Source organism: Fibrella musci, from assembly GCF_041321105.1.
GTDB classification, from domain to species: Bacteria; Bacteroidota; Bacteroidia; order Cytophagales; family Spirosomataceae; genus Fibrella; species Fibrella musci.
The window spans coordinates 250,315-270,968 of record NZ_JBGGWD010000008.1; the positions used below are offsets into that span (position 1 = coordinate 250,315).

At 56.4% G+C, this 20,654-nt stretch carries 18 protein-coding genes; 10 read left to right on the forward strand and 8 right to left on the reverse strand.

All coding sequences use genetic code 11. The features are described 5' to 3' along the window. Nucleotides 1-10: 10 nt before the first annotated feature. Both ACAW74_RS25440 and ACAW74_RS25445 read left to right on the forward strand, forming a co-directional pair. Complete coding sequence (locus ACAW74_RS25440) at nt 11-814, forward strand: MbnP family protein (protein WP_370701081.1); 804 nt, start codon at nt 11-13, stop codon at nt 812-814. Further along, nucleotides 811-1,905: a cytochrome-c peroxidase gene (locus ACAW74_RS25445; protein ID WP_370701082.1), complete on the forward strand. Its 1,095-nt coding sequence runs from the start codon at nt 811-813 to the stop codon at nt 1,903-1,905. The genes ACAW74_RS25440 and ACAW74_RS25445 overlap by 4 nt, the downstream gene beginning before the upstream one ends. Nucleotides 1,906-1,976: 71 nt before the next feature. On the opposite strand, the gene ACAW74_RS25450 is transcribed toward ACAW74_RS25445, so the two are convergent. The 5 genes from ACAW74_RS25450 to lepA all read right to left on the reverse strand — a co-directional run bounded on the left by ACAW74_RS25450 (nt 1,977) and on the right by lepA (nt 6,780). After that, nucleotides 1,977-2,762 (reverse strand): SDR family NAD(P)-dependent oxidoreductase, encoded by a 786-nt coding sequence (locus tag ACAW74_RS25450; protein ID WP_370701083.1) that lies wholly within the window; start codon nt 2,760-2,762, stop codon nt 1,977-1,979. Between the two features lie 93 nt (nt 2,763-2,855). Continuing rightward, entirely contained in the window at nt 2,856-3,164 is a 309-nt protein-coding gene (gene trxA, locus ACAW74_RS25455) for a thioredoxin (protein WP_015333373.1), read from the reverse strand. 191 nt (nt 3,165-3,355) lie between these two features. Further along, on the reverse strand, nt 3,356-4,105 hold the full coding sequence (locus ACAW74_RS25460) for an oxygenase MpaB family protein (protein ID WP_370701084.1): 750 nt from the start codon (nt 4,103-4,105) through the stop codon (nt 3,356-3,358). Nucleotides 4,106-4,158: 53 nt separating this feature from the next. Beyond that, nucleotides 4,159-4,875 (reverse strand): OmpA family protein, encoded by a 717-nt coding sequence (locus ACAW74_RS25465; protein ID WP_370701085.1) that lies wholly within the window; start codon nt 4,873-4,875, stop codon nt 4,159-4,161. 117 nt (nt 4,876-4,992) lie between these two features. Beyond that, entirely contained in the window at nt 4,993-6,780 is a 1,788-nt protein-coding gene (gene lepA, locus ACAW74_RS25470; RefSeq protein ID WP_370701086.1) for a translation elongation factor 4, read from the reverse strand. A 166-nt stretch (nt 6,781-6,946) separates the two neighbouring features. Between lepA and ACAW74_RS25475 the strand changes: the two genes are divergently transcribed. From ACAW74_RS25475 to ACAW74_RS25485, 3 genes are all read left to right on the forward strand, one after another. Next, a complete protein-coding gene (locus ACAW74_RS25475; protein WP_370701087.1) occupies nt 6,947-9,199 on the forward strand; it encodes a DUF5916 domain-containing protein in 2,253 nt (750 codons plus the stop codon). An 82-nt stretch (nt 9,200-9,281) separates the two neighbouring features. Next, nucleotides 9,282-9,443 (forward strand): hypothetical protein, encoded by a 162-nt coding sequence (locus tag ACAW74_RS25480; RefSeq protein ID WP_370701088.1) that lies wholly within the window; start codon nt 9,282-9,284, stop codon nt 9,441-9,443. 169 nt (nt 9,444-9,612) lie between these two features. Continuing rightward, nucleotides 9,613-9,888, forward strand: a complete 276-nt coding sequence (locus tag ACAW74_RS25485) for a DUF6169 family protein (RefSeq protein ID WP_370701089.1) — start codon at nt 9,613-9,615, stop codon at nt 9,886-9,888. A gap of 4 nt (nt 9,889-9,892) precedes the next feature. On the opposite strand, the gene uvsE is transcribed toward ACAW74_RS25485, so the two are convergent. The 3 genes from uvsE to ACAW74_RS25500 form a co-directional block, all read right to left on the reverse strand. Further along, nucleotides 9,893-10,849 carry a UV DNA damage repair endonuclease UvsE gene (uvsE, locus tag ACAW74_RS25490; protein WP_370701090.1) on the reverse strand — a complete coding sequence of 319 codons (957 nt, stop codon included), beginning with the start codon at nt 10,847-10,849 and terminating at the stop codon, nt 9,893-9,895. Nucleotides 10,850-10,978: 129 nt separating this feature from the next. Further along, nucleotides 10,979-11,410: an FKBP-type peptidyl-prolyl cis-trans isomerase gene (locus ACAW74_RS25495; RefSeq protein WP_370701091.1), complete on the reverse strand. Its 432-nt coding sequence runs from the start codon at nt 11,408-11,410 to the stop codon at nt 10,979-10,981. Nucleotides 11,411-11,542: 132 nt separating this feature from the next. Beyond that, nucleotides 11,543-13,813, reverse strand: coding sequence for a T9SS type B sorting domain-containing protein (locus tag ACAW74_RS25500; protein WP_370701092.1), 2,271 nt, complete (start codon nt 13,811-13,813; stop codon nt 11,543-11,545). Between the two features lie 155 nt (nt 13,814-13,968). Between ACAW74_RS25500 and rlmD the strand changes: the two genes are divergently transcribed. The 5 genes from rlmD to infC all read left to right on the forward strand — a co-directional run bounded on the left by rlmD (nt 13,969) and on the right by infC (nt 20,590). Continuing rightward, nucleotides 13,969-15,483, forward strand: a complete 1,515-nt coding sequence (rlmD, locus tag ACAW74_RS25505) for a 23S rRNA (uracil(1939)-C(5))-methyltransferase RlmD (RefSeq protein WP_370701093.1) — start codon at nt 13,969-13,971, stop codon at nt 15,481-15,483. 96 nt (nt 15,484-15,579) lie between these two features. Beyond that, a complete protein-coding gene (locus ACAW74_RS25510; RefSeq protein WP_370701094.1) occupies nt 15,580-16,497 on the forward strand; it encodes a class I SAM-dependent methyltransferase in 918 nt (305 codons plus the stop codon). Between the two features lie 132 nt (nt 16,498-16,629). After that, on the forward strand, nt 16,630-17,811 hold the full coding sequence (locus ACAW74_RS25515; RefSeq protein WP_370701095.1) for a tetratricopeptide repeat protein: 1,182 nt from the start codon (nt 16,630-16,632) through the stop codon (nt 17,809-17,811). A 110-nt stretch (nt 17,812-17,921) separates the two neighbouring features. Next, on the forward strand, nt 17,922-19,880 hold the full coding sequence (gene thrS, locus ACAW74_RS25520) for a threonine--tRNA ligase (RefSeq protein ID WP_370701096.1): 1,959 nt from the start codon (nt 17,922-17,924) through the stop codon (nt 19,878-19,880). Nucleotides 19,881-20,032: 152 nt separating this feature from the next. Further along, nucleotides 20,033-20,590 (forward strand): translation initiation factor IF-3, encoded by a 558-nt coding sequence (gene infC, locus ACAW74_RS25525; protein WP_015333360.1) that lies wholly within the window; start codon nt 20,033-20,035, stop codon nt 20,588-20,590. Nucleotides 20,591-20,654 lie beyond the last annotated feature (64 nt).

The following is a 20,654-nucleotide window of genomic DNA, read 5'->3' on the forward strand; positions in this document are numbered from 1 at the left end:
ACGGATATGTATGAACCGGTTTTACGCGCTGCTTTTCGTTAGTCTGGCGGTTTTTGCCTGCAAATCGACCCTCGATCCGGGCACGGGCAGCCTCGATCTGTCGCTGCAACACATGGTCAACGGGCGTTCGTTGGTGCTGAACACCCAAACCTACCAGAACAAGGCCGGAGAGTCGTTTGTCGTTTCAAAATTCGATTATTTCCTGACCAACATCCGGTTGCTTCGGACCGATGGATCGGCCTATACCGTGCCGCAGGACGACAGTTATTTTCTGGTTCGCTCGTCGTACCCAACGTCGCAAAGCATCGCGCTCAACAACATCCCGTCGGGCGATTACAGCCAGCTGGAATTTATGATTGGGGTGGATAGCCTGCGCAACACCGCCGACGTAAGCCGGCGCAAAGGCGTGCTCGACCCCGGCAGCAGCCACACCAGCGGCATGTATTGGGACTGGAATACGGGCTACATTCACCTGAAGCTGGAAGGCACCTCGCCCGCTGCGCCCGTCGATGCCACCGGTAACCGCAATTTCCGGTACCATGTGGGGTTGTTTGGTGGCTACCAGTCGCGCACGCTCAACAACCTGCGCACCGTGCGGGTGCCGCTGAGCAGCTCGGGCAACACGCTCAACGTTGGCACCGACCAACGTACCCGGCTGGTTGTTATGGCCGATGCCGGTAAACTTTTCGACGGTCCCACGCCCATCAGCATCGCCCAGTACCCCGATGTGATGGTGTCGCCCGTGTCGGCAACGATTGCCAACAATTACGCGACGATGTTCTCGTTTGGCTCGTCAACGCTGGAACAGAAATGAGACAGTGGCAGCGAATCGGGTTGGTCGTGAGCCTGGCTCTGTGGAGTTGGGTAGCGGGTTGTAAGCAAACGCCTACTACCGAACCCGTCGCGCCCGAACCGCCCGTTACGCCATCGACGGGCACGCCGCTCAACTGGCAGAAGCCCGCCAATTTCCCCGATCCGACGTACGATTTCGAGAACAATCCGCTTACCAAAGAGGGTGTGCTGCTTGGTCGAACACTTTTCTACGACGCGCTGCTCTCAAAAGACGGCACCATTTCGTGCGCCTTTTGCCATTCGCCTTTTACGGGATTTGCCCATACCGACCATCCGCTAAGCCACGGCATCCGCGATCAGCCGGGCACCCGCAACGTACCTGGCATTCAGAACGTAGCCTGGCGCAACACGTTTTTCTGGGACGGCGGCATCATCGACCTCGACCTGCTGCCCATTGCGCCCATCCAGAACCCCGTCGAGATGGACGAAACGCTGCCCAACGTGCTGACGAAAGTGCGGACGAGCGGACGCTACCGGCCCTTGTTTCGGGCGGCGTTTGGTACCGATTCGGTCACCAGCGAACGGTTCCTGAAAGCACTCTCGCAGTTTATGCTCACGATGGTGTCGAGCAACTCGACGTACGATAAGGTGGTGCGGAAGGAGGGGAGTGCGGCGCTGTCGGATGCCGCCCAGCGCGGACTGACGCTCTTTCAGCAGAAATGCGCGAGCTGCCACAAAGAGCCGTTTTTTACGGATCAGTCGTTTCGCAACAATGGCCTGCCTCAGCTAGCCAATGCCAAAGTCGATGATAAAGGCCGGTATGCCATCACGGCGCAGGAGGCCGACCGCTACAAGTTTCGGGTGCCGAGCCTACGTAACGTGGAATTCACGCCGCCCTACATGCACGACGGGCGGTTTTCGAGCCTGCAACAGGTGCTGCATCATTATGCCACGGGCGTTCAGGACAGCCCTTACCTCGACCCGCTGCTGAAGCAAAACGGGCAGGTGGGTATCCCGATGACGGTGCAGGAGCAGAACGACATCATCTCGTTTCTGTATACACTAACCGACTACACCTTCCTGCAAAACCCCGATCTTCAGCCGTTGCGGTAGTGGGTTGTTCACCACAGCGACACGGAGGGCATGGAGTAAATTTATCTCCGTGCCTCTGTGGTGAACCCCTTTTAATATTGCCCTTCGCTCACATCCCAGCCGCCATCGACGGTCAGGATTTGGCCGGTGGTGAAGGTGGATTGATCCGACATAAAGTAGACCGCTGCGCCGTCGAGGTCGGTGGGTTTGCCGATGCGACCGCCATCAAGCGGTTGTTTCGTTTTGATGAACGCCATAATGGCTTCGTCGCCAGCGGCTCGTTGGGCCATCGGTGTCTCTACCAGCGCCGGAATCAGGCTGTTGACGCGGATGTTGTGGCCGGCATAATAGGCCGCCGTCGAGCGTACAAAACCCGATACGGCTGCTTTGGCCGCGGCGTAAGCGTGCGTAACAAAATATTTGGGTGAGGGCGAATAACTCAGCACGGACCCCATATTCAGGATCGTACCGCCCGTGCCTGCGGCCATAAACGCCCGCACCGCCGCCTGATTCGACAGCATCAGCGAGGTCAGATTCAGCTGAAAGGTGGTGTTCCAGCCGTCGAGCGTGAGTTCGTGCAGTGGGCCATCGCCAAACCGGCGCCCCGAGCCACCCGCCACATGGTAGAGGCCATCAAACCCGCCGAAGATCGTCTGGCAAAGGTCGATGGCCTTGATGGCCGTTTGCGGGTCGGCGGCGTCGCCGCTCATCGCCAGGCCGTTGCCATCCAACAGCGTTTCGGCCGTGGCGCAGCTATCGGGGTTGCGCCCTACGACCACCACCTGTGCGCCTTCGCGAACAAAGGCCTGTGCGGCCGATAGTCCCATGCCGGTGGTTCCGCCCACCACGACAATCCGTTTATTCGTAAGCCAGTTCAAGAGTGCGTCTAACGTTTAATGTTCAAGGTTCAACGTCGCTTTGTACTTTATTAGCAGACATCAAACGTCAAACTAAAGACGTCAAACGCATTTCTACAAATAAGGCTTTACATCGGCTTCCAGTTTGTGCAGGGGTTGGGCGCCCGACTGTCGCCAGATAATCTTGCCGTCTTTGAACAGAATAAGCGTCGGCACGCTACGAATCTGGAATTTGTCGGCGGCGGCCCGGCTGCGGTCGATGTCGATTTTCACGATTTTGAGCTTGTCGCCCGAGCGGTCGGCCAGTTGCTTCAACGTGGGGGCCATCATCTTGCAGGGCCCGCACCAGTCGGCGTAAAAGTCGACCAGTACCGGCTGACCACTCTTGATTAATTCATTAAACGGAAGCTGGGGCTTGTTCATCAGTGTGTCGTTTTGGAAGGAACGTACCCGGCCAGGCCAATGTTCCGGTAAAATTTTCTGAAAAATTATCGGAATCGTTTCCAAACCGCGAACTAAACCCCTGCGCTGTTGGTTTTACCAGCATACTCCCAAGTAAAAGCCCCACTGATCGTTCAGCGGGGCTTTTTTCGTAGTCATGATAAATGGCCGAATCAGCGTCGGTCCAGCGCCTGCACCTTCGCTAGGTACGTTGCCGGCATTAATACGCGTTGCACCCAGGCCCGGAGCCGCAAAGCGTTGAAGAGCGGATACAGCCACATCAGGTACGTTAGGGGCGGGCGTTCGGGCAGGTTAAGCAGCGACCGCACCGGCTCGGGTACCAGCAGGCTTTGGGCTTGCAGCAGCAGACCGAAGCGCCAGTCGCCCAACTCTTCGCGGTAGCGCTGGAAAAGTTTGTCGGTATACGCGCTTCGTTCCAGATCCTGCGCCAGGTGCCGTTGCCGGTCGGCCTTGAAATCGGCGTAGGTGTTGGGCAGATCAGGTACGTGCATACCGGCGCCAACCTGCTGAAAAGTATCGAACAACTCCCCGCGCTCGGCGTCAGTCAGCGGGCGATGGAGTAGTTCATAGGCCCGCTCCGAGTAGTCGATGAGCATATAGAGCACATCGCGGTAGGCCCAGGCGGGGATTTCGTAGCCCCGTTTGGCTTCAACCCCCGCGTGAATATCGGCCATACGCGTTACGGCCTGACTGGCGCGCGTTTGGTCGGCAAAAACAATCTGTTGCGCGTATTGCACCGTCGAAAACAGGCGGCCGATGGGGTCGGCGGGGAGCTTGCCGGTGAAGAACAGCCAATCGACAGCTTTGTTGAGGGCAAATTCGGCGGCCGAACCTGCAAACACGAGCAGGATCACGTCGGCATCACCCCATATCTGGCGAACTATTGAACTGGGCGTGGTCATGGTATGGGTTTGTCGTTGGTGGCTTCCCCTTGTTGGAGTCAGACAACGACGCTCTATTTTCCCAATACAACGAATTCGACGCGGCGGTTCTTACGCTTGTTTTCTTCTACGTCGTTGGGCGCAGCGGGGCGGGCATCGCCGTAACCATTGTAGCGCAGCCGTTTCTCCGGAATACCATTGCGCACCAGGTAGTTGGTGATCACCTTGGCCCGGTTTTCGGAGAGCAGTTGATTGAGCCGCCGGTCGCCCACGTTGTCGGTATGGCCGGCAATTTCAATGTTCAGCGTCGGTTGGGTTTGCATCGTCTTGACGAGCTTATCCAGTTGCTCATACGACTCGGGGCGCATGTGATAGCTGCTTTGGTCGAAATAGACCTTGTCGAGGCGAATGGCCTGATTGACCTGGAGATCCCGAAAGACCGAATCGGCTTTTTCGAGGCGAATGGCGTACCCGTAATTGGCGCAGGTGTCGCAGGTGACAACCATCAGCTCTTCGGCTTCCTGATATCCTTTGGCCGTGGCGATCACGTCGAGCGTGTCGGCGCGCGTCAGGATAAACTCAAACTCCTTACCCACGCGGCTGTTTCCCTCAAATTTTTTGCGGGCCAGCGAGGTTTTGATAATGAAGTGGGCAGGTACGTCGGCCTCGGTTTTGTCGTCGATGGCCTTGATCGCAAACACCGTTTTGGTCGGTTTGTCGGATAGCTTAACGGCCTGCCCAATTGTCGGCAAGGTCGATAGCACAAACAAAAAGAGTAGTAAAAAACGCATATGGGTTAGCACTGTTATCTAACTCATGTACATATCAATTTTCGGGCCGGATTTGGGCCAACGAAAAAGCCCCACCAACAAAGTTGACGGGGCTTTTCAAACCGGGAAAAAGAAGGGCTAGTTAATCTTCAATACGGCCATGAAGGCTTCCTGTGGAATCTCGACGTTGCCAACCTGACGCATCCGTTTCTTACCTTTCTTCTGCTTATCGAGCAGTTTCCGTTTCCGCGAAATATCACCGCCGTAACACTTCGCCAGTACGTCTTTACGCAGGGCGCTGAGGGTTTCGCGGGCAATGATTTTCTGGCCGATGGCGGCCTGAATGGCGATTTCAAACTGTTGGCGAGGAATCAGCTCGCGGAGCTTTTCGCATAACTTCTTACCCCACTCATATGACTTGCTCCGGTGAACGATGGCCGACAGGGCGTCTACTTTGTCGCCGTTGAGCATCACGTCGAGCTTGACCATGTCTGACTCGCGGTTGTCCATAAACTCGTAGTCAAGCGAGGCGTAGCCACGCGAAATGGTTTTGAGCTTATCGAAGAAATCGAAGACTACCTCGGCCAGCGGCATCTCGAATTGCAATTCTACGCGGTCGGCGGTGAGGTACACCTGATTTTTCAGGATGCTCCGCTTGTCCATGCAGAGGCCCATAATACCACCCACGTATTCGGCTTTCGTGATGATCTGCGCCTTGATGAAGGGCTCCTCAATGTAGTCGATAAGGTTTGGCTCGGGCATATCGGCGGGGGCCGATACCTGACGTAACTCGCCTTTGGTGCTCATCACTTCAAACCGTACCGAGGGCACCGTCGTGATCACGGTCATGTCGAATTCGCGTTCGAGGCGCTCCTGCACAATCTCCATGTGGAGCATGCCCAGGAAGCCGCAGCGAAAACCAAAACCCAGAGCGGCCGATGTTTCGGGCTCCCACACCAGGGCGGCGTCGTTGAGTTGTAGTTTCTCCATCGCCTCGCGCAGTTCTTCAAACTCGCTCGTGTCGACCGGATAAATACCCGCAAAGACCATCGGTTTCACTTCCGAGAATCCCTGAATCGCGTCTTTGGCGGGCGTCTCGAAGCTCGTGATGGTATCACCCACCTTTACTTCTTTCGCCACTTTGATACCCGAAATGAGGTATCCCACGTCGCCGCACTCGATGGTGTCTTTGGGTTCCTGCGACAGGCGGAGAGTGCCAATCTCATCGGCAAAATATTCCTTGCCGGTGTTCATGAACTTTACCTTCTGCCCTTTTCGGATCGAGCCATTTTTGACCCGGAAGATAACCTCGATACCCCGGTAGGAGTTGAACTGCGAATCGAAAATAAGGGCTTGCAGGGGGGCTGCGGGATCACCTTTCGGGGGCGGAATCCGCTCCACAATCGCCGCCAGAATCTCCGGAACGCCGATGCCCTCTTTGCCCGAGGCGGGGATAATCTCGTCGCGCTCACAGCCGAGCAGGTCCACCATCTCGTCTTTGATCTCCTCGGGCATGGCACCGGGCAGGTCAATCTTGTTCAGGACCGGGATGATAACCAAATTGTTATTCATCGCCAGGTACAGGTTCGAGATCGTCTGGGCTTCGGTACCCTGCGAGGCATCGACCAGCAGCAACGCGCCTTCGCAGGCCGCAATCGACCGCGACACTTCGTAGCTGAAATCGACGTGGCCCGGCGTATCGATGAGGTTGAGGGTATACTTCTCGCCGTTATGAAAGTAATCCATCTGGATGGCGTGGCTCTTGATGGTGATGCCACGCTCACGCTCCAGGTCCATATCGTCGAGTAATTGGGCCTGCATATCGCGGGCACCGACGGTCTTGGTAAACTCCAGCAGCCGGTCAGCTAAGGTGCTTTTACCGTGGTCGATGTGGGCGATAATGCAGAAATTCCGAATATGTTTCACGCTGAAAGAACGGGGGTTGTGTCTGTCTGATAAACCACAAAAATAGTCAAAAAAGTTGGGGTGGCCCCTGTTTCGGCCATTGGGAAAGGGCGCCCGATAATTGCCCGGTCTAACCGCTCATCCTTACCGGCAGGTGCCACGTGAGCGGGGTCGCTATTTTTGCCCCATGATTCAACGTTTACTGGCATTACTAGGCTTTTGGCTGAGTGGCCTCACCCTCTGCGCCCAAACCCTGCATGTGTCGCCTGCCGACACACTAATTCAACTCGACGGCCTTCTGACGGAACGTACCTGGCAAACGGCTAGGGTGGCATCGAACTTTATCCAGAACTTTCCGAACGACACGGCGCGGGCCTACAACCACACCGAGGTACGCCTGACCTACGACGCCCAGCACTTGTACGTGGCGGTGATCTGTTACGACAAAAACCCCGAACGGCGCTACACGGCCAGTTCATTGAAACGCGATTTTGAGTGGGACCAGAACGATAATTTCACGGTGTACCTCGACCCGTTTGGCGACCGGATCAACGGCTTCACCTTCAACGTAACGCCCTATGGCGTTGAGCGCGAGGGACAGATCTTCAACGGCGAACGCGTGGCGGCGGAATGGGACAACAAGTGGCGGTCGGCGGTGCGCGTCTTCAACGACCGGTATCAGGCCGAACTGGTGATTCCGTTTAAAAGCTTTCGCTACCGCAAAGGCACGTCGTGGTTCCTGATGAACTTCGCCCGGCACGACCTGAAGAATAACCAGCGGATCTCGTGGCGGCGCGTACCCGTGGCCTACCGGATCTCGGCGCTTGCCTTTGCCGATACGGTCCGGTTCGAAACGCCACTACCCGACCCCGGCCCTAACATTTCGCTCATTCCGTATGTGGCGGCCCGCTACAGCGACAACCTGGGCGAGTTGCGCGGGGCCACCGATGGCAGCACGGGGGCGCGCACGTTTGCGGGCGGAATTGGCTTCGACGCTAAATTCGGTTTGACGCCTTCGCTGAACCTCGATCTGACCGTGAACCCCGATTTCTCCAACGTGGAGGCCGATCAGCAGGTAACCAACCTCAGCCGATTCGAAATCTTCTACCCCGAACGGCGGCAGTTTTTCATCGAAAATCAGGACCTCTTTGCCAATTTCGGTTTTGAGCAGAACCGCCCCTTTTTCAGTCGACGCATCGGTATCAGCTACGATACCACCACGGGCGTGATTGTGCAGAACCCGTTGCTCTACGGCGCCCGGCTGAGCGGTAAAGTGGGCAAAGACTGGCGCGTGGGGCTGCTCAATACCCAAACGGCCAACCAGCCTGAACGCGGCATCGCGGGCCAGAACTATACGATGGCTGTGGTGCAGCGGCAGATCTTCGGGCGATCGAACATTTCGGGCATCTTCGTAAATCGGCAGGGCTTGGGCGATTCGCGCAGCAACGTACCCGACAGCCTGCGCTATACGCGACTGGGTGGCCTGGAATACAACCTGCAAACGGCCGACAACCGCTGGAGTGGCAAGCTATTTTACACCCGTGCTTTCCGGGCCGATCAGCCGGGCGAACGCCGCAACGGCGTAAACATCGACAAGGATGCCTACACGCACGGCCTGAATCTCGTTTATACGAGCCGTAACCTCACCGCCACCTGGACGCAGGAGTATGTGGGCAGTCAGTACAAGATCAATGACATTGGCTTTGTAAACCGGCGGGGCTACTGGCGCTTCACCCCCGAGCTATCGGGTACGTTCTACACCAAAGGCAGCCGGGCTGTGGTGTCACACGGACCCTTTACCGACCTAATGCTGATCCGCACGCTAACCCCATCCGGCACGGCGCGCCTGACCGACCGTGAATGGAATATTGGCTATAACGTGCAGTTTCGCAGCACCGCCGAAGGGGGGCTGGGGTACTACAACCACTATACGTACCTGTTCTTCCCTTACGACCCGACCAACTCCGACGGCCGCGAACTCGCCGAGAATACCGGCTACAACATCCGGGGGCTGTTTGGCTTTTATAACTCCGATCGGCGTAAGCTCGTCAACGTGAGCCTGGAAGGGTGGAGCGGTGGCTACTTCAACGGCAAAAACACCAGCCTGACGGCGCAGGTACAGTATCGATTTCAGCCCTACGGGTCACTGAGCGTGTATAGCGAGTTTAATGCCATTCGCCTGCCCGAGCCCTACAAATCGGCAACGTACCTGCTCGTTGGCCCCCGCCTCGACCTCACCTTCACGCGTAAACTATTCTGGACTACCACCGTGCAGGTCAATAACCAGACGGCCAACACGCTGCTTAACACGCGCCTGCAATGGCGTTATGCGCCCGTCTCAGATCTGTTTGTGGTATATCAGGAGAACTACTTTCCCGGCTCGCTGACCAGCAAAAACCGCGCGCTCGTCATCAAGCTGTCGTACTGGTTCAACGTGTAGGGCCGTGACGACACCCGAAAACTTTGCTGGTAGTCAGAACGTTGTATATTTGTGAGTAACGATACTAGTAGCAACTGTCAGTATGGAAACGAAGGAGAAAGTAGTCAATGACTTCGGGAAAATGATTCAACGTATGAAAGCCGATAAGGAAGCCATCAACAAGCACCTGGACGAACACGGTACGCTGAAAAATTTTACTGGTGTCAAGATTGTTAAAATCAACGAGTTACCCGATCACCGTTGACGGTGAGGACATCTATTTTACTACAAAGTTTGGGATACAGTACCAAATTTATCTGACAGACGGCGCAGGTTACTTACCTGATGTTTCTTTTGCCCATCTAGTCAAGATGGTGGGTTTCCGTCCGCTGAATAACCCACAAAGTAGGGTAGCCCCCAGAACTGATCAACAATTGCACACGACCATTGTGCGTGGGATCACGTTATGCTTCGAGCGTGCTCCCGACTTGATCCTAGTTTACGTCTGTGATATGATGGATGGGCGGCAACGGCAGCGTAGTTTGCTGTTCGACCGCTGGTTTGCGGAGTTTGGCAACGGCTATCAAAAGCATGCTTATACCGACAATGCGTATACGTACTGCGGGTTGATTTATCGGAGCGGCCACCCCTATGCCGACGAACTTAACGAAGCAGTCACCGATTACATCCGGGCCAAAGCCGAGGAGTAAATCGCTACTCGTCGGCGGTGGCGGCGGTTTGCTGGATGAGCTTCTGTAGTTTGAGTGAGTAGTCAGGTACGTCGCCTCGGATTCGCAGGATCGATAGCTCCTTCATCTTCGATTCAAAGACAATATCGACCTCTTTGCCGTATGTATTGACGGGGTTATAAAGCCAGTCGGCGTGGGCTTCGCGACGGGCTTTGGGGTCTTCGTAGTCGCGCCGCGAATCGGAATAGTGGAAAACGGGGCGCACATCCCAAGTGTGGTAGGCCGTCAGAAAGGCTTCTTCCTGCGTTTGGTCACCGGGGTTCAGGCTGTGGTGGAAGTAATCGAACACGATGGGCGTGCCAATCTGCTCGTGCAGGTACGTCAGGTCCTGAACCGTATACAGATTGAGCCGGTCGTCGTTCTCGACGGTGAGTCGGGCGCGGAGGTTTTCCGACAGCCGCTCGCGAAAGTTTTGGGCAAACCGGGCCAACGTACCGGTCTTGTCGCCGTAGGTGCCGCCGGCGTGAATGTTGATCTTGTTCCAATGCGACGGCGTCAGGCCCATCAGGTCGAACACCGACGACTGGTATTCCAAATCGGTGACGGTGTTCTCGAGCACTTTGCCCTGCCCGGCTAGGTGATTGAATGGCCCCGGGTGGCAGGTGAGCCGGATAGGCCGCGCACCGATGTCTTCCAGTACAGCCCGAATTTCAAAGAAGTCAGGCAGTTGATCGATGCGGTATTCCGACGCCCAGGGAAAGATGTCGGATGAAATGCGGAAGAGCTGAAACCCGTGCTGAAGATTCCAGTCGACTACTTTTAGTAAATCCTGTACGTTTTGCAGGGCCAACTGCGACGCGTATTGCAGCCCTTTCTCGGCGAATGTTTTTTTGATCATTCCCCGGGTAGTGGTGATGTGTTCGTTGACCTGCAACGTCAGGTTGATGCAGGCGTACCCCACGTTGAACGGTGTCGTATCCATACCCGATACAACAACCGGAAGGTCTGGAAAGTCTGGAAGAAATGAGTGCGGAGCCCGGAAAGTTAGGTACGTGTTGCTTTCGCGTTCACCAAACCGACTTTCCAGACTCCGCACTTAGTTCTTATTGACTTACTTAATGCCAACCAGTTCGATCTCAAACGTTAGGTCCTGCCCGGCAAGGGGGTGGTTGGCGTCGAGCACGACCGAATCGTCGCTCAGGGCGCGGACGATCACGGGCACGGGTTGGGGGTTACCGTCTTCGTGCATGTTGAGCGTCATGCCCACTTCGAGGGGAATGTCGTCGGGGATATCGGAGCGGTCGAGCGTGAAGACCATCTCTTCGTGCGCCGGGCCGTAGGCCTCTTCGACGGGAATATGGATGGTTTTGTGATCACCGACAGCCATGCCCGTGATGCCATCATCGAATCCTTTGATGACCTGCCCGCTGCCGAGCGTAAATTCTAATGGGCTACGTCCCTGCGACGAATCGAATAAGGTGCCGTCGGTCAACGTACCTGTGTAGTGAACCTGAACGGTGTCGCCAGCTTGTGCCTGTGCCATGTGATTACGTGGTTTGTACGAGGCCCAAAGGTAGGGCTGATTGCCGGAAGTCATAGGCCAGACCGCGTCAGGAATGCCGCTTACCTACTCAGTGGCGTAGCCTCGAAGGTACTGGCAACCGCCGGTAGACGACTACTTGACCAGCATCAACGTGCCTTTTACCGTCTGTCGGCCGAATACGACGGTATAGTAGTAGAGCCCAACGGGGAAGTCTGGGCCGTACCAGCGGAAACCCTTGTCGGTAGAGGTGAATACCTGAACGCCCCATCGGTTGTAGACCTCGACCCGCTCAAACTTCTCGTAGCAGTTTTCGATAGGTACGTTCATCAGCCCGAAATAATCGTTTTTCCCGTCGTTGTTGGGCGTAAACGTATTGGGCACTTTCAGGTCGCCGTAGTTGACTTCGGGCGTTTTCAACTTGAGCACTACACTGGTCGTATCGGTGTTTTTGGCCTGGCAACTGCCGTCAGTATTGGCAAAATCGAGCGTGAAAGTGGCTTCGCGCCGACCCTGCAAGACAGCGCAAGTGGCCTGCCACGAAAACGGCGATTGCAGTTCAGGACGGCCATTTTTGTTGGTAAAGGCCATGCCCGCCTGCGTCAGACTGAACCCCCGGCCCGCGCCCGTCAGCCGTAGGCTGTCGGCTTTGTCGGGATCATTGCCAAAGACGGTAAACCGAACCGCGCCCGACGCCGTATCGTTCGGTACAACGGTTAGCTCCACCACCCGGCCGGGCAGCGAGGTCCGTATCGTCGGCGGCTGGCTGGCTGGTCCCTGCGCGGTGAGCCTCACGGTGGTGGTGTCGCGCCGTTCGACGTTACAGGCTCGTTTGGTAGCAATAAAATCGACCACGTATTCTGACTGCGAGGCCTGCGAACAGGTTGGATTCCAGCGGAACGGCTGCTGCACGGTACCGGTACCCGAGGTAGGGGCGAAGGTCATGCCCGCACTGCCCAGCGCAAACCCCCGACCAACAGCCTGAATCGATACAGTGCCATTTTGCGGATCTTTGCCAAACGCATTGAACGTGAGCGACGAACCCACCGAAATCGTTGTCTGGCTACCGCGCAGATCGGTGCTGGCTACGGGCTTCACGCCGGGCGTAGACATCACCTGCACAAGCACGTCGAGGTTGGTGGTAATGCCCTGCGGACAGCCGTCGTCGGTGGCCTGAATGCGCAGCGTCACGGGGTTGCCATTATTATACAGCGCGCAGGCATCGAAACAGAACTGCGTCGAGGTGGTGTCTCGTCCATTGCCCGAACTAACCACGCCCGGCGTAATCGCCAGGCCCGACAAGGCGCCGCTCCCGTTGGTGACACTGATCCGCTGGTTGGCGTTGGGGTCGGTCAGGAACAGGTTCAGGCAGGCCTGATCGGTATCTTTCAGTTGAATGACCGTACCGGCTTTGTAATATTCCTTACTGCCCGGCGCTTTCATCAGCAGCACGGGCGCATCGTTGCGGGGGCAGTCAATCACGCGTAGCTGGAAGTCGCGACGTACCCGGCCAATAGCCACGCCTTTGCGGTATTCGACCACTTCCACCGAAAACACAAAAAGACCAACCCGATCGGCCGTTACGCTCAACAGGCCGGTTTTGGCGTCTACTTTCAGGGGACTGATGCCCGGTATGGCGTTCGTTTCGGAATAACCATTGGCCCAGCGCACAAGGGGATAGGGCGCGGCCCTGAACACTCCGGTCAGATCGGGACTGGTGGGGCGAGCGGGGTAGGGTACGGCGGCCGTGCTGTAGCCGTTATAGGGTGTTACCATCGTATACACCAGACTATCACCATCGGCATCGCGGGCGCCGAAATCAAACGTAAACGGTCGGTTCAGGCAGATGTAGTCGCCTTTAACTGTGTTGAAAACGGGCGAGGAGTTGGCAAAGGTCTGGTTGTTTTGCAGTACCGCCGGGAACTCCAGGTAAAACACCGAACCCGCGTCGCCGGGGGTAATGAGGTTATTGATGGTTCCGTTGCGGCAGCAGCGTTCCCAGCTTACATAGTAGCCACCGGGGTCGTTGAAGGACTCAGGGCGCAGCGTCACGTCGATGCCGTACCGGATGAGGCGGGTGCTCTGGATGGCCGTGGCGCAACTGGGAATGGAATAGGCTACCTGCGATGAACCCAGGCGGGGCAGGTCGATGCTGGCTAGTAAGGCGTTGTCACGTTTGCGAAAAATGCCCAGTGTCATCACGGCATCTTCGGCACCGGGGTTGCCGTTGTTCTGATCGAAATACAGATTCAGGTTGAGCCGGTGCGAGTAAGCACTGTTGGGGCCGAGGTAGAGCAGTTCAATTTCGCCGCCGACAATGTGCGTGGCAAAACCAACGAGGGGTAATAGGCTTACTACGCTGAAAAACAGAAGCCGACGAAGCGCTTTCATGTAAAGTTGAGGCATACAAGTTGGGTTGGGTACAGCCCTTGCCGAAAAGGCTGCTTAATTTAGCAGTTTAATATAGACGTTTGATGTTTGTCGTTCGACGTTTAACGTTGGCCTTGCTTTGCCGGAATAGCAACGTCAAACGGTAAACGACAAACATCAAACTCAGGTAAATGCGTAAAAAACACCATAAACAACCCCAACTCCTCGCGGGGTTGACCATAACCGACGTAGCAGCGGAAGGCAAGTGCCTGATCCGTACCGACGACGGGGTCATTTTTGTGGAAGGCCGACCGGGCCATCCGATGCCTGCACCCGGCGATGTGGTCGACATCCGGGTTTTCAATCAGAAAAAACAGTACCGCGAAGCCCTCGTCGAACGGGTGGTGACGCCCTCGCCGGTACGTACCCAGCCGTTTTGCGAACACTTCGGCACATGCGGTGGCTGCAAATGGCAACATATCCAGTATGGGGAGCAACTGCGGTTCAAACAGCAGCAGGTCGTTGATCACCTTACGCGTATTGCCAAGGTTCCGTTGCCCAGCGGCGGTCCCGCGTCCATTCAGCCGATTCTTGCCGCTGAACCGACCCAGTATTACCGCAATAAGTTGGAATTCACCATTGCCGACGGGCGTTGGCTCACGCAGGCCGAAGTCCAGACCACCGAACGCATGGATCCGCGCGCCGTGGGATTCCACGTACCCGGTCGCTTCGACAAGGTACTGCCCATCCGGCATTGCTACCTCCAGCCCGATCCGTCCAACGATATCCGGCTGGCCGTATCCGATTATCTGTTTGCCAATAACCTGGCGGCCTATAACCTCAAAACGCATGAGGGCTACCTCCGCACGCTCATCATCCGCACGGCCGATACCACCGGGCAGGTGATGGTGACGCTACAGGTGGCGCAGGACCATCCGCAAACGCTCGCCGCGCTGCTCGACCACCTGCTCGACCGCTTCCCGCAGATTACGTCGTTGAACTACATCATCAATACGAAGAAGAACGACAACTACGGCGATCAGGAAGTAATCAACTACGCCGGTACGCCCTACATCGAAGAAACGATGGATGCCGGTGTGGGTACGTCGGGCTCAGGTACGTTCGATGCAGGTACGTCCGGAGAAAATCAGTTGCTGACGTTTCGGGTCAATGCCAAATCGTTTTACCAGACCAATGCCAAGCAGGCGTTTGCGCTCTACAGCGTAGCCCGCGACATGGCCGGGCTAACGGGCAACGAGCTGGTTTACGACCTCTACACGGGCACCGGCACCATCGCCCTGTTTGTGGCTCGGCAGGCCAGGTACGTTGTCGGGATCGAGTACGTAGAAGCTGCGGTCGCCGATGCTGGGGTGAACGCTGAGGTCAACGGAATCAGTAACGCCTCATTCCACGCGGGCGACATGAAAAACCTGTTGACGGAGGAGTTCTTCGCTCAGCATGGTCACCCCGATGTGGTTATCACCGACCCGCCGCGCGCGGGTATGGACGAGGCCGTGGTTCGACAACTGATCAAAGCGGCCCCACAGAAGATTGTCTACATCAGCTGCAACACGGCCACGCAGGCCCGCGACCTGGCCTGGCTCGATGAAGCCTACCGCGTCGAAGCCGTGCAGCCCGTCGACATGTTCCCCCACACGCACCATGTGGAGAATGTGGTGCTTTTAGTAAAGAAGAATGTACAATGAACAATGTACGATGCACAATTAAGCGCTGTTGATGAACCTCCTGCTACCTGAGCAGACTCATTGTGCATCGTACATTGTTCATTGTACATTCACCTTATGACGCTCCTCACACCATCGGCCTGGGCCGATTACGAACTGATCGACTCGGGCGATTTTATGAAACTGGAACGGTTTGGTCAGTATATACTGGCCCGGCCCGAACCACAGGCGATCTGGGACTGCTCGCTCTCGGAAGGGGAGTGGGAACGGCTGGCCCACGCCACGTTCCGGCGCGACCGGCAGTCGCCTGAGCGCGGCGACTGGCAACGACTCAAGCCCATTCAGGACCCATGGACGGTCAATTTCCGACAGCAGGAACTGGACCTGACCTTTAAGCTGGCACTCACGGCGTTCAAACACGTCGGTATTTTTCCCGAACAGGCCGTGAACTGGACGTACATCCACGATACGGTAAAAGCGATGCCCGTCGAGCGGCCCCGCGTACTGAACCTCTTCGCTTATACGGGCGGGGCGTCGCTGGCCGCCCGGCAGGCCGGTGCCGATGTCACGCACGTCGACGCCGTGAAGCCGGTGATCTCGTGGTCGCGGGAAAACATGGAGATGAGCCGCCTCGACAACATCCGCTGGGTGGTCGAAGATGCCGTGAAATTCGTGCGGCGCGAAGAACGGCGTGGCAACACCTACAACGGCCTCATTCTGGACCCGCCCGCTTACGGACGCGGCCCCGATGGCGAAAAGTGGGTACTGGAAGAACAGCTCAACGACCTGCTACGTACCTGTGCGGCCCTGCTCGACCGGCGCGATTTTTTCTTCATCATCAACCTCTACTCGCTGGGGTTCTCAGCCATCATCCTCGACAACCTCATGGTGCAGCACTTTGGCAACGTACCGGAAGGGGCGGCGGCCACTAACCGGCTTCCCAACTACCAATCGGGCGAGCTATTCCTGACTGATTCGCGGCAGAAACGGCTGCCACTGGGCGTTTTCTCTCGGTTTTCTTCTGTAACTTTGTAAAAAAATAGGTTCAACGTTCAAGGTCTAAGGTTCAACGTTATTTCGCTGCTGGATACATAACTTTAGACATTAGACCTTGAACGTTGAACTAGCTTTCGCTTTGGGGACATTTTGCGATACATATTGATCCTTTTGGGGGTAGGCCTTCTGGCGGCGTGTAGCAGCGGCGACCGGCGACTATCGCGCATCCCACCCCTTCCCCAGGCTTCCGATAGTACGTCGGCGCAGAACACACTCCGCGCGCTCGACCGGGCCATCAGCCAGTCATCGTCGGCCACGGCCTATGCCAAACGGGCCATGCTTTTGCTCTCGATGGGCCGCATCGCCGACGCTTTGGAGGATATTAACGAAGCTATCTCGCGAAACAACAACACCGGGTTTTTCTACGTCGTACGGGCGCAGGTGTTGCGGGCGCTGAACAAACCCGACAAGGCGTTTGACGACGCCCAACGGGCTGAAATTCTAGGCGCTACGTCGCCGGAGTTGTATACGCTCATGGGTGATGTGCTCCAACAGCAAACGCAGTATCCTAAAGCGCGCCTCTATGTAGCGAAGGCCCTGCAAATGGCCCCGTACGACGGCGAAGCGCACTTTTACAACGGACTGATGGCGGCCAAAACAGGCGATACCGTTCGGGCTCTCGCCGATTACCAGCAAGCGCTGCAACTGAAACCGCGTTTTCTGCCCACCTACAACCAGCTGACGGCGGTATATCGGTCGTTGGGGGATCTGAATACGGCGCTGGTGTACAACGAGCGGGCCATGCAGTACTTCCCGATCAACGCCGAACTACTGTTTCAGCGGGGTATGATCTACCAGTCGGCGGGCCGGGCCGACAGTGCGTTGATGTCGTATCAGAAAACCGTACGACTCGATCCCAACTTTGTGCAGGCTTATTTCCAGGCTGGTCTGATCTTTGAGCGGTTCCGGAATTACGGCGCGGCGCTGACCAACTACGAGCAGGTGCAAAAGCGGAAAGCCGACTTCCCGCGTATCGATTATTTCGTCGCACACGGCCTCGAAATGACCTACCAGTGGGACCGGGCACAGGCGCAATATACAGCTGTGTTGCAGAAAGACCCGTATGACCCGGCCGCACAGGCTGGCTTGTGGCGGGTGCAGCGCCGGCAACAGATGGCCGCTGGCTACGGCGACTACCTGATTCCTAATACTGACAATGAAACGGGTCTGTTACCCGACCGAACGCCCAGCGGGCGTATACTTGACACCAACCGGATCCGGATTGCTCCCATCCAACCCCGAACCCGTATCCAATCGATGGGCGACTCGATTAAGATTAGAACGATTGATTAACATGAGGTTCAAGGTTCAATGACCAAGGTTCAATGTGGTCTTGCTCACGAATCACCGACGCGTCAGCCCACGTTGAACGTTGGCCATTGAACCTTGAACTTCTTCAAAATATGACTACTCAAGATGTACAACTGAGCGTGGCGCTGCCCGATGGTAGCATCCGCGAATACCCCGCCGGGGCGTCGAGTCTCGACGTAGCCCTGAGCATCAGTGAAGGCCTGGCCCGCAACGTGCTGGCCGCCAAAGTGAACGGAAAAGTACAGGATGCCACCCTGCCCATCGACGTACCTGCCGATGGTTCGGCGGTGCCGGTGCAGTTGCTGACCTGGAACGACGTGGAAGGTAAATCGACGTTCTGGCACTCGTCGGCTCACCTGATGGCCGAGGCCCTGGAAGCGCTCTACCCCGGCATCAAATTCGCCATTGGCCCCCCCATCGAAAACGGCTTTTACTACGATGTCGACTTTGAAGGTCGGCACTTCTCGCAGGAGGAGTTTAAGAAGGTAGAGGATAAAATGCTCGAGCTGGCCCGGCAGAAGAACGCCTACGTACGGAAGGCTGTTTCGAAAGCCGATGCCATTGCGTATTTCGACGAGAAAGGTGATCCTTACAAAATCGATCTGTTGCAGGGGCTGGAAGACGGCAGCATCACGTTCTACACGCAGGGCGGGTTTACTGACCTCTGCCGGGGTCCGCACATCCCGAACACGGGTTTCATCAAAGCGGCCAAGCTGATGAACGTGGCCGGGGCCTACTGGCGCGGCGACGAAAAGAACAAGATGCTGACGCGCATCTACGCCATCACCTTCCCGAAACAGAAAGAACTCGACGATTACCTGACTCTGCTGGAGGAAGCCAAAAAGCGCGACCACCGCAAGCTGGGTAAGGAACTCGAACTGTTTGCCTTCTCGGAGAAAGTGGGGCAGGGGTTGCCGCTCTGGTTGCCGAAAGGTGCCGTCGTGCGCGAACGGCTCGAAAACTTCCTCCGCCGGGCGCAGGTACGTGCCGGGTACTCGCCCGTGGTAACGCCGCACATCGGTAGCAAGCAACTTTACGTGACCTCGGGCCACTGGGAGAAATATGGTGAAGATTCGTTCAAGCCTATTCTGACGCCCGACGTGGGTGAGGAGTTCCTACTGAAGCCGATGAACTGCCCGCACCACTGCGAAATCTATAAGACTAAGCCGCGCTCGTACCGCGACTTGCCGCTGCGCTTGGCTGAGTTCGGGACGGTATACCGTTATGAGCAGTCGGGTGAGCTGCACGGCCTGACGCGGGTACGTGGTTTTACGCAGGACGACGCCCACATCTTCTGCCGCCCCGATCAGGTAAGCGATGAGTTCAAGAAAGTGATCGACCTGGTGCTGTATGTGTTCAAGGCGCTGGGCTTCTCCGACTACAGCGCGCAGGTGTCGTTGCGCGACCCCGACAACAAAACCAAGTACATCGGGTCGGACGAAAACTGGGACAAGGCCGAACAGGCGATTATCGACGCGGCGAACGAGAAAGGGTTGCCCATCGTTATGGAGAAAGGGGAGGCCGCCTTTTATGGCCCCAAACTCGACTTCATGGTGCGCGATGCGCTGGGCCGGAAGTGGCAGCTGGGGACGATTCAGGTCGACTACAACCTGCCCGAGCGCTTCGAACTGGAATATACCGGTGCCGACAATCAGAAACACCGCCCCGTGATGATCCACCGCGCCCCGTTTGGGTCGATGGAACGGTTCGTGGCCATCCTGATTGAGAATACGGCGGGCAATTTCCCGCTTTGGCTCTCACCCGATCAGATTGCCATTCTGCCCATTTCAGAAAAATACGAAGACTACGCCAACGATTTGTTCCTGACTCTTCAGGAGGCTGATATCCGTGGTTTCGTGGATCTGCGCGACGAGAAAATCGGCCGCAAAATCCGCGATGCGGAAGTGGCTAAAGTACCGTTCATGCTGATCGTGGGCGAGAAGGAGCAGGCCGAAGGCAAAGTATCGGTGCGGCGCAAAGGCGAGGGTGACCTCGGCAGTATGAGCGTCAGTGACTTTACCGCGTTCTTTCAGGAACAGGTGAAAGTATAAGTGGGTCTACCACGGAGATATAGAGTACACAGAGTTAAAGCGAACAAAAAGTAACTCTGTGTACTCCGTATCTCCGTGGTGAACTTATCATTGCCAAACTTTTATATATTTCGTGCGTTTAGAAAACGAAAGTTTTACATTAACCCCAACACATGGCATTACCCCAGCGGAGACCACCCCGGCGCGTGGTGGAAGAACCCTACCGAATTAATGAACGCATCCAGGCTCGTGAGGTGCGGGTTGTCGGCGAGAACGTTGAACAGGGCATTTACGGCATTCAGCAGGCCTTAACAATGGCCAAAGCGCAGAGTCTGGATTTGGTGGAGATTTCGCCCAACGCCACCCCGCCGGTCTGCCGCGTAATCGACTATTCGAAGTTCAAATACGAACAGAAGAAGAAGCAGAAAGAGATTAAGGCCAACGCCCAGAAGGTCGTGATCAAAGAGATCCGGTTCGGCCCTAACACCGACGACCACGATTTCGAGTTCAAACTCAAGCACGCCCTGCAATTCTTGAAAGAAGGCGCCAAGGTGAAAGCCTACGTCCACTTCGTGGGTCGTTCGATCGTCTTCAAAGACCGCGGCCTTCAGATTCTGGAGCGCTTCTCGAAAGGACTGGAAGAGGTCGGCAAGATCGAACAGGAGCCTAAACTCGAAGGCAAGCGCATGATCATGTTCCTTGCCCCGAAAGTAGTGGCGGTTAAGAAATAGCGTTTAAAGTCTAAAGTCCAAGGTTCGAAGTTGGCTGACGCATATTCTGTTTGCGTCAGCCAAC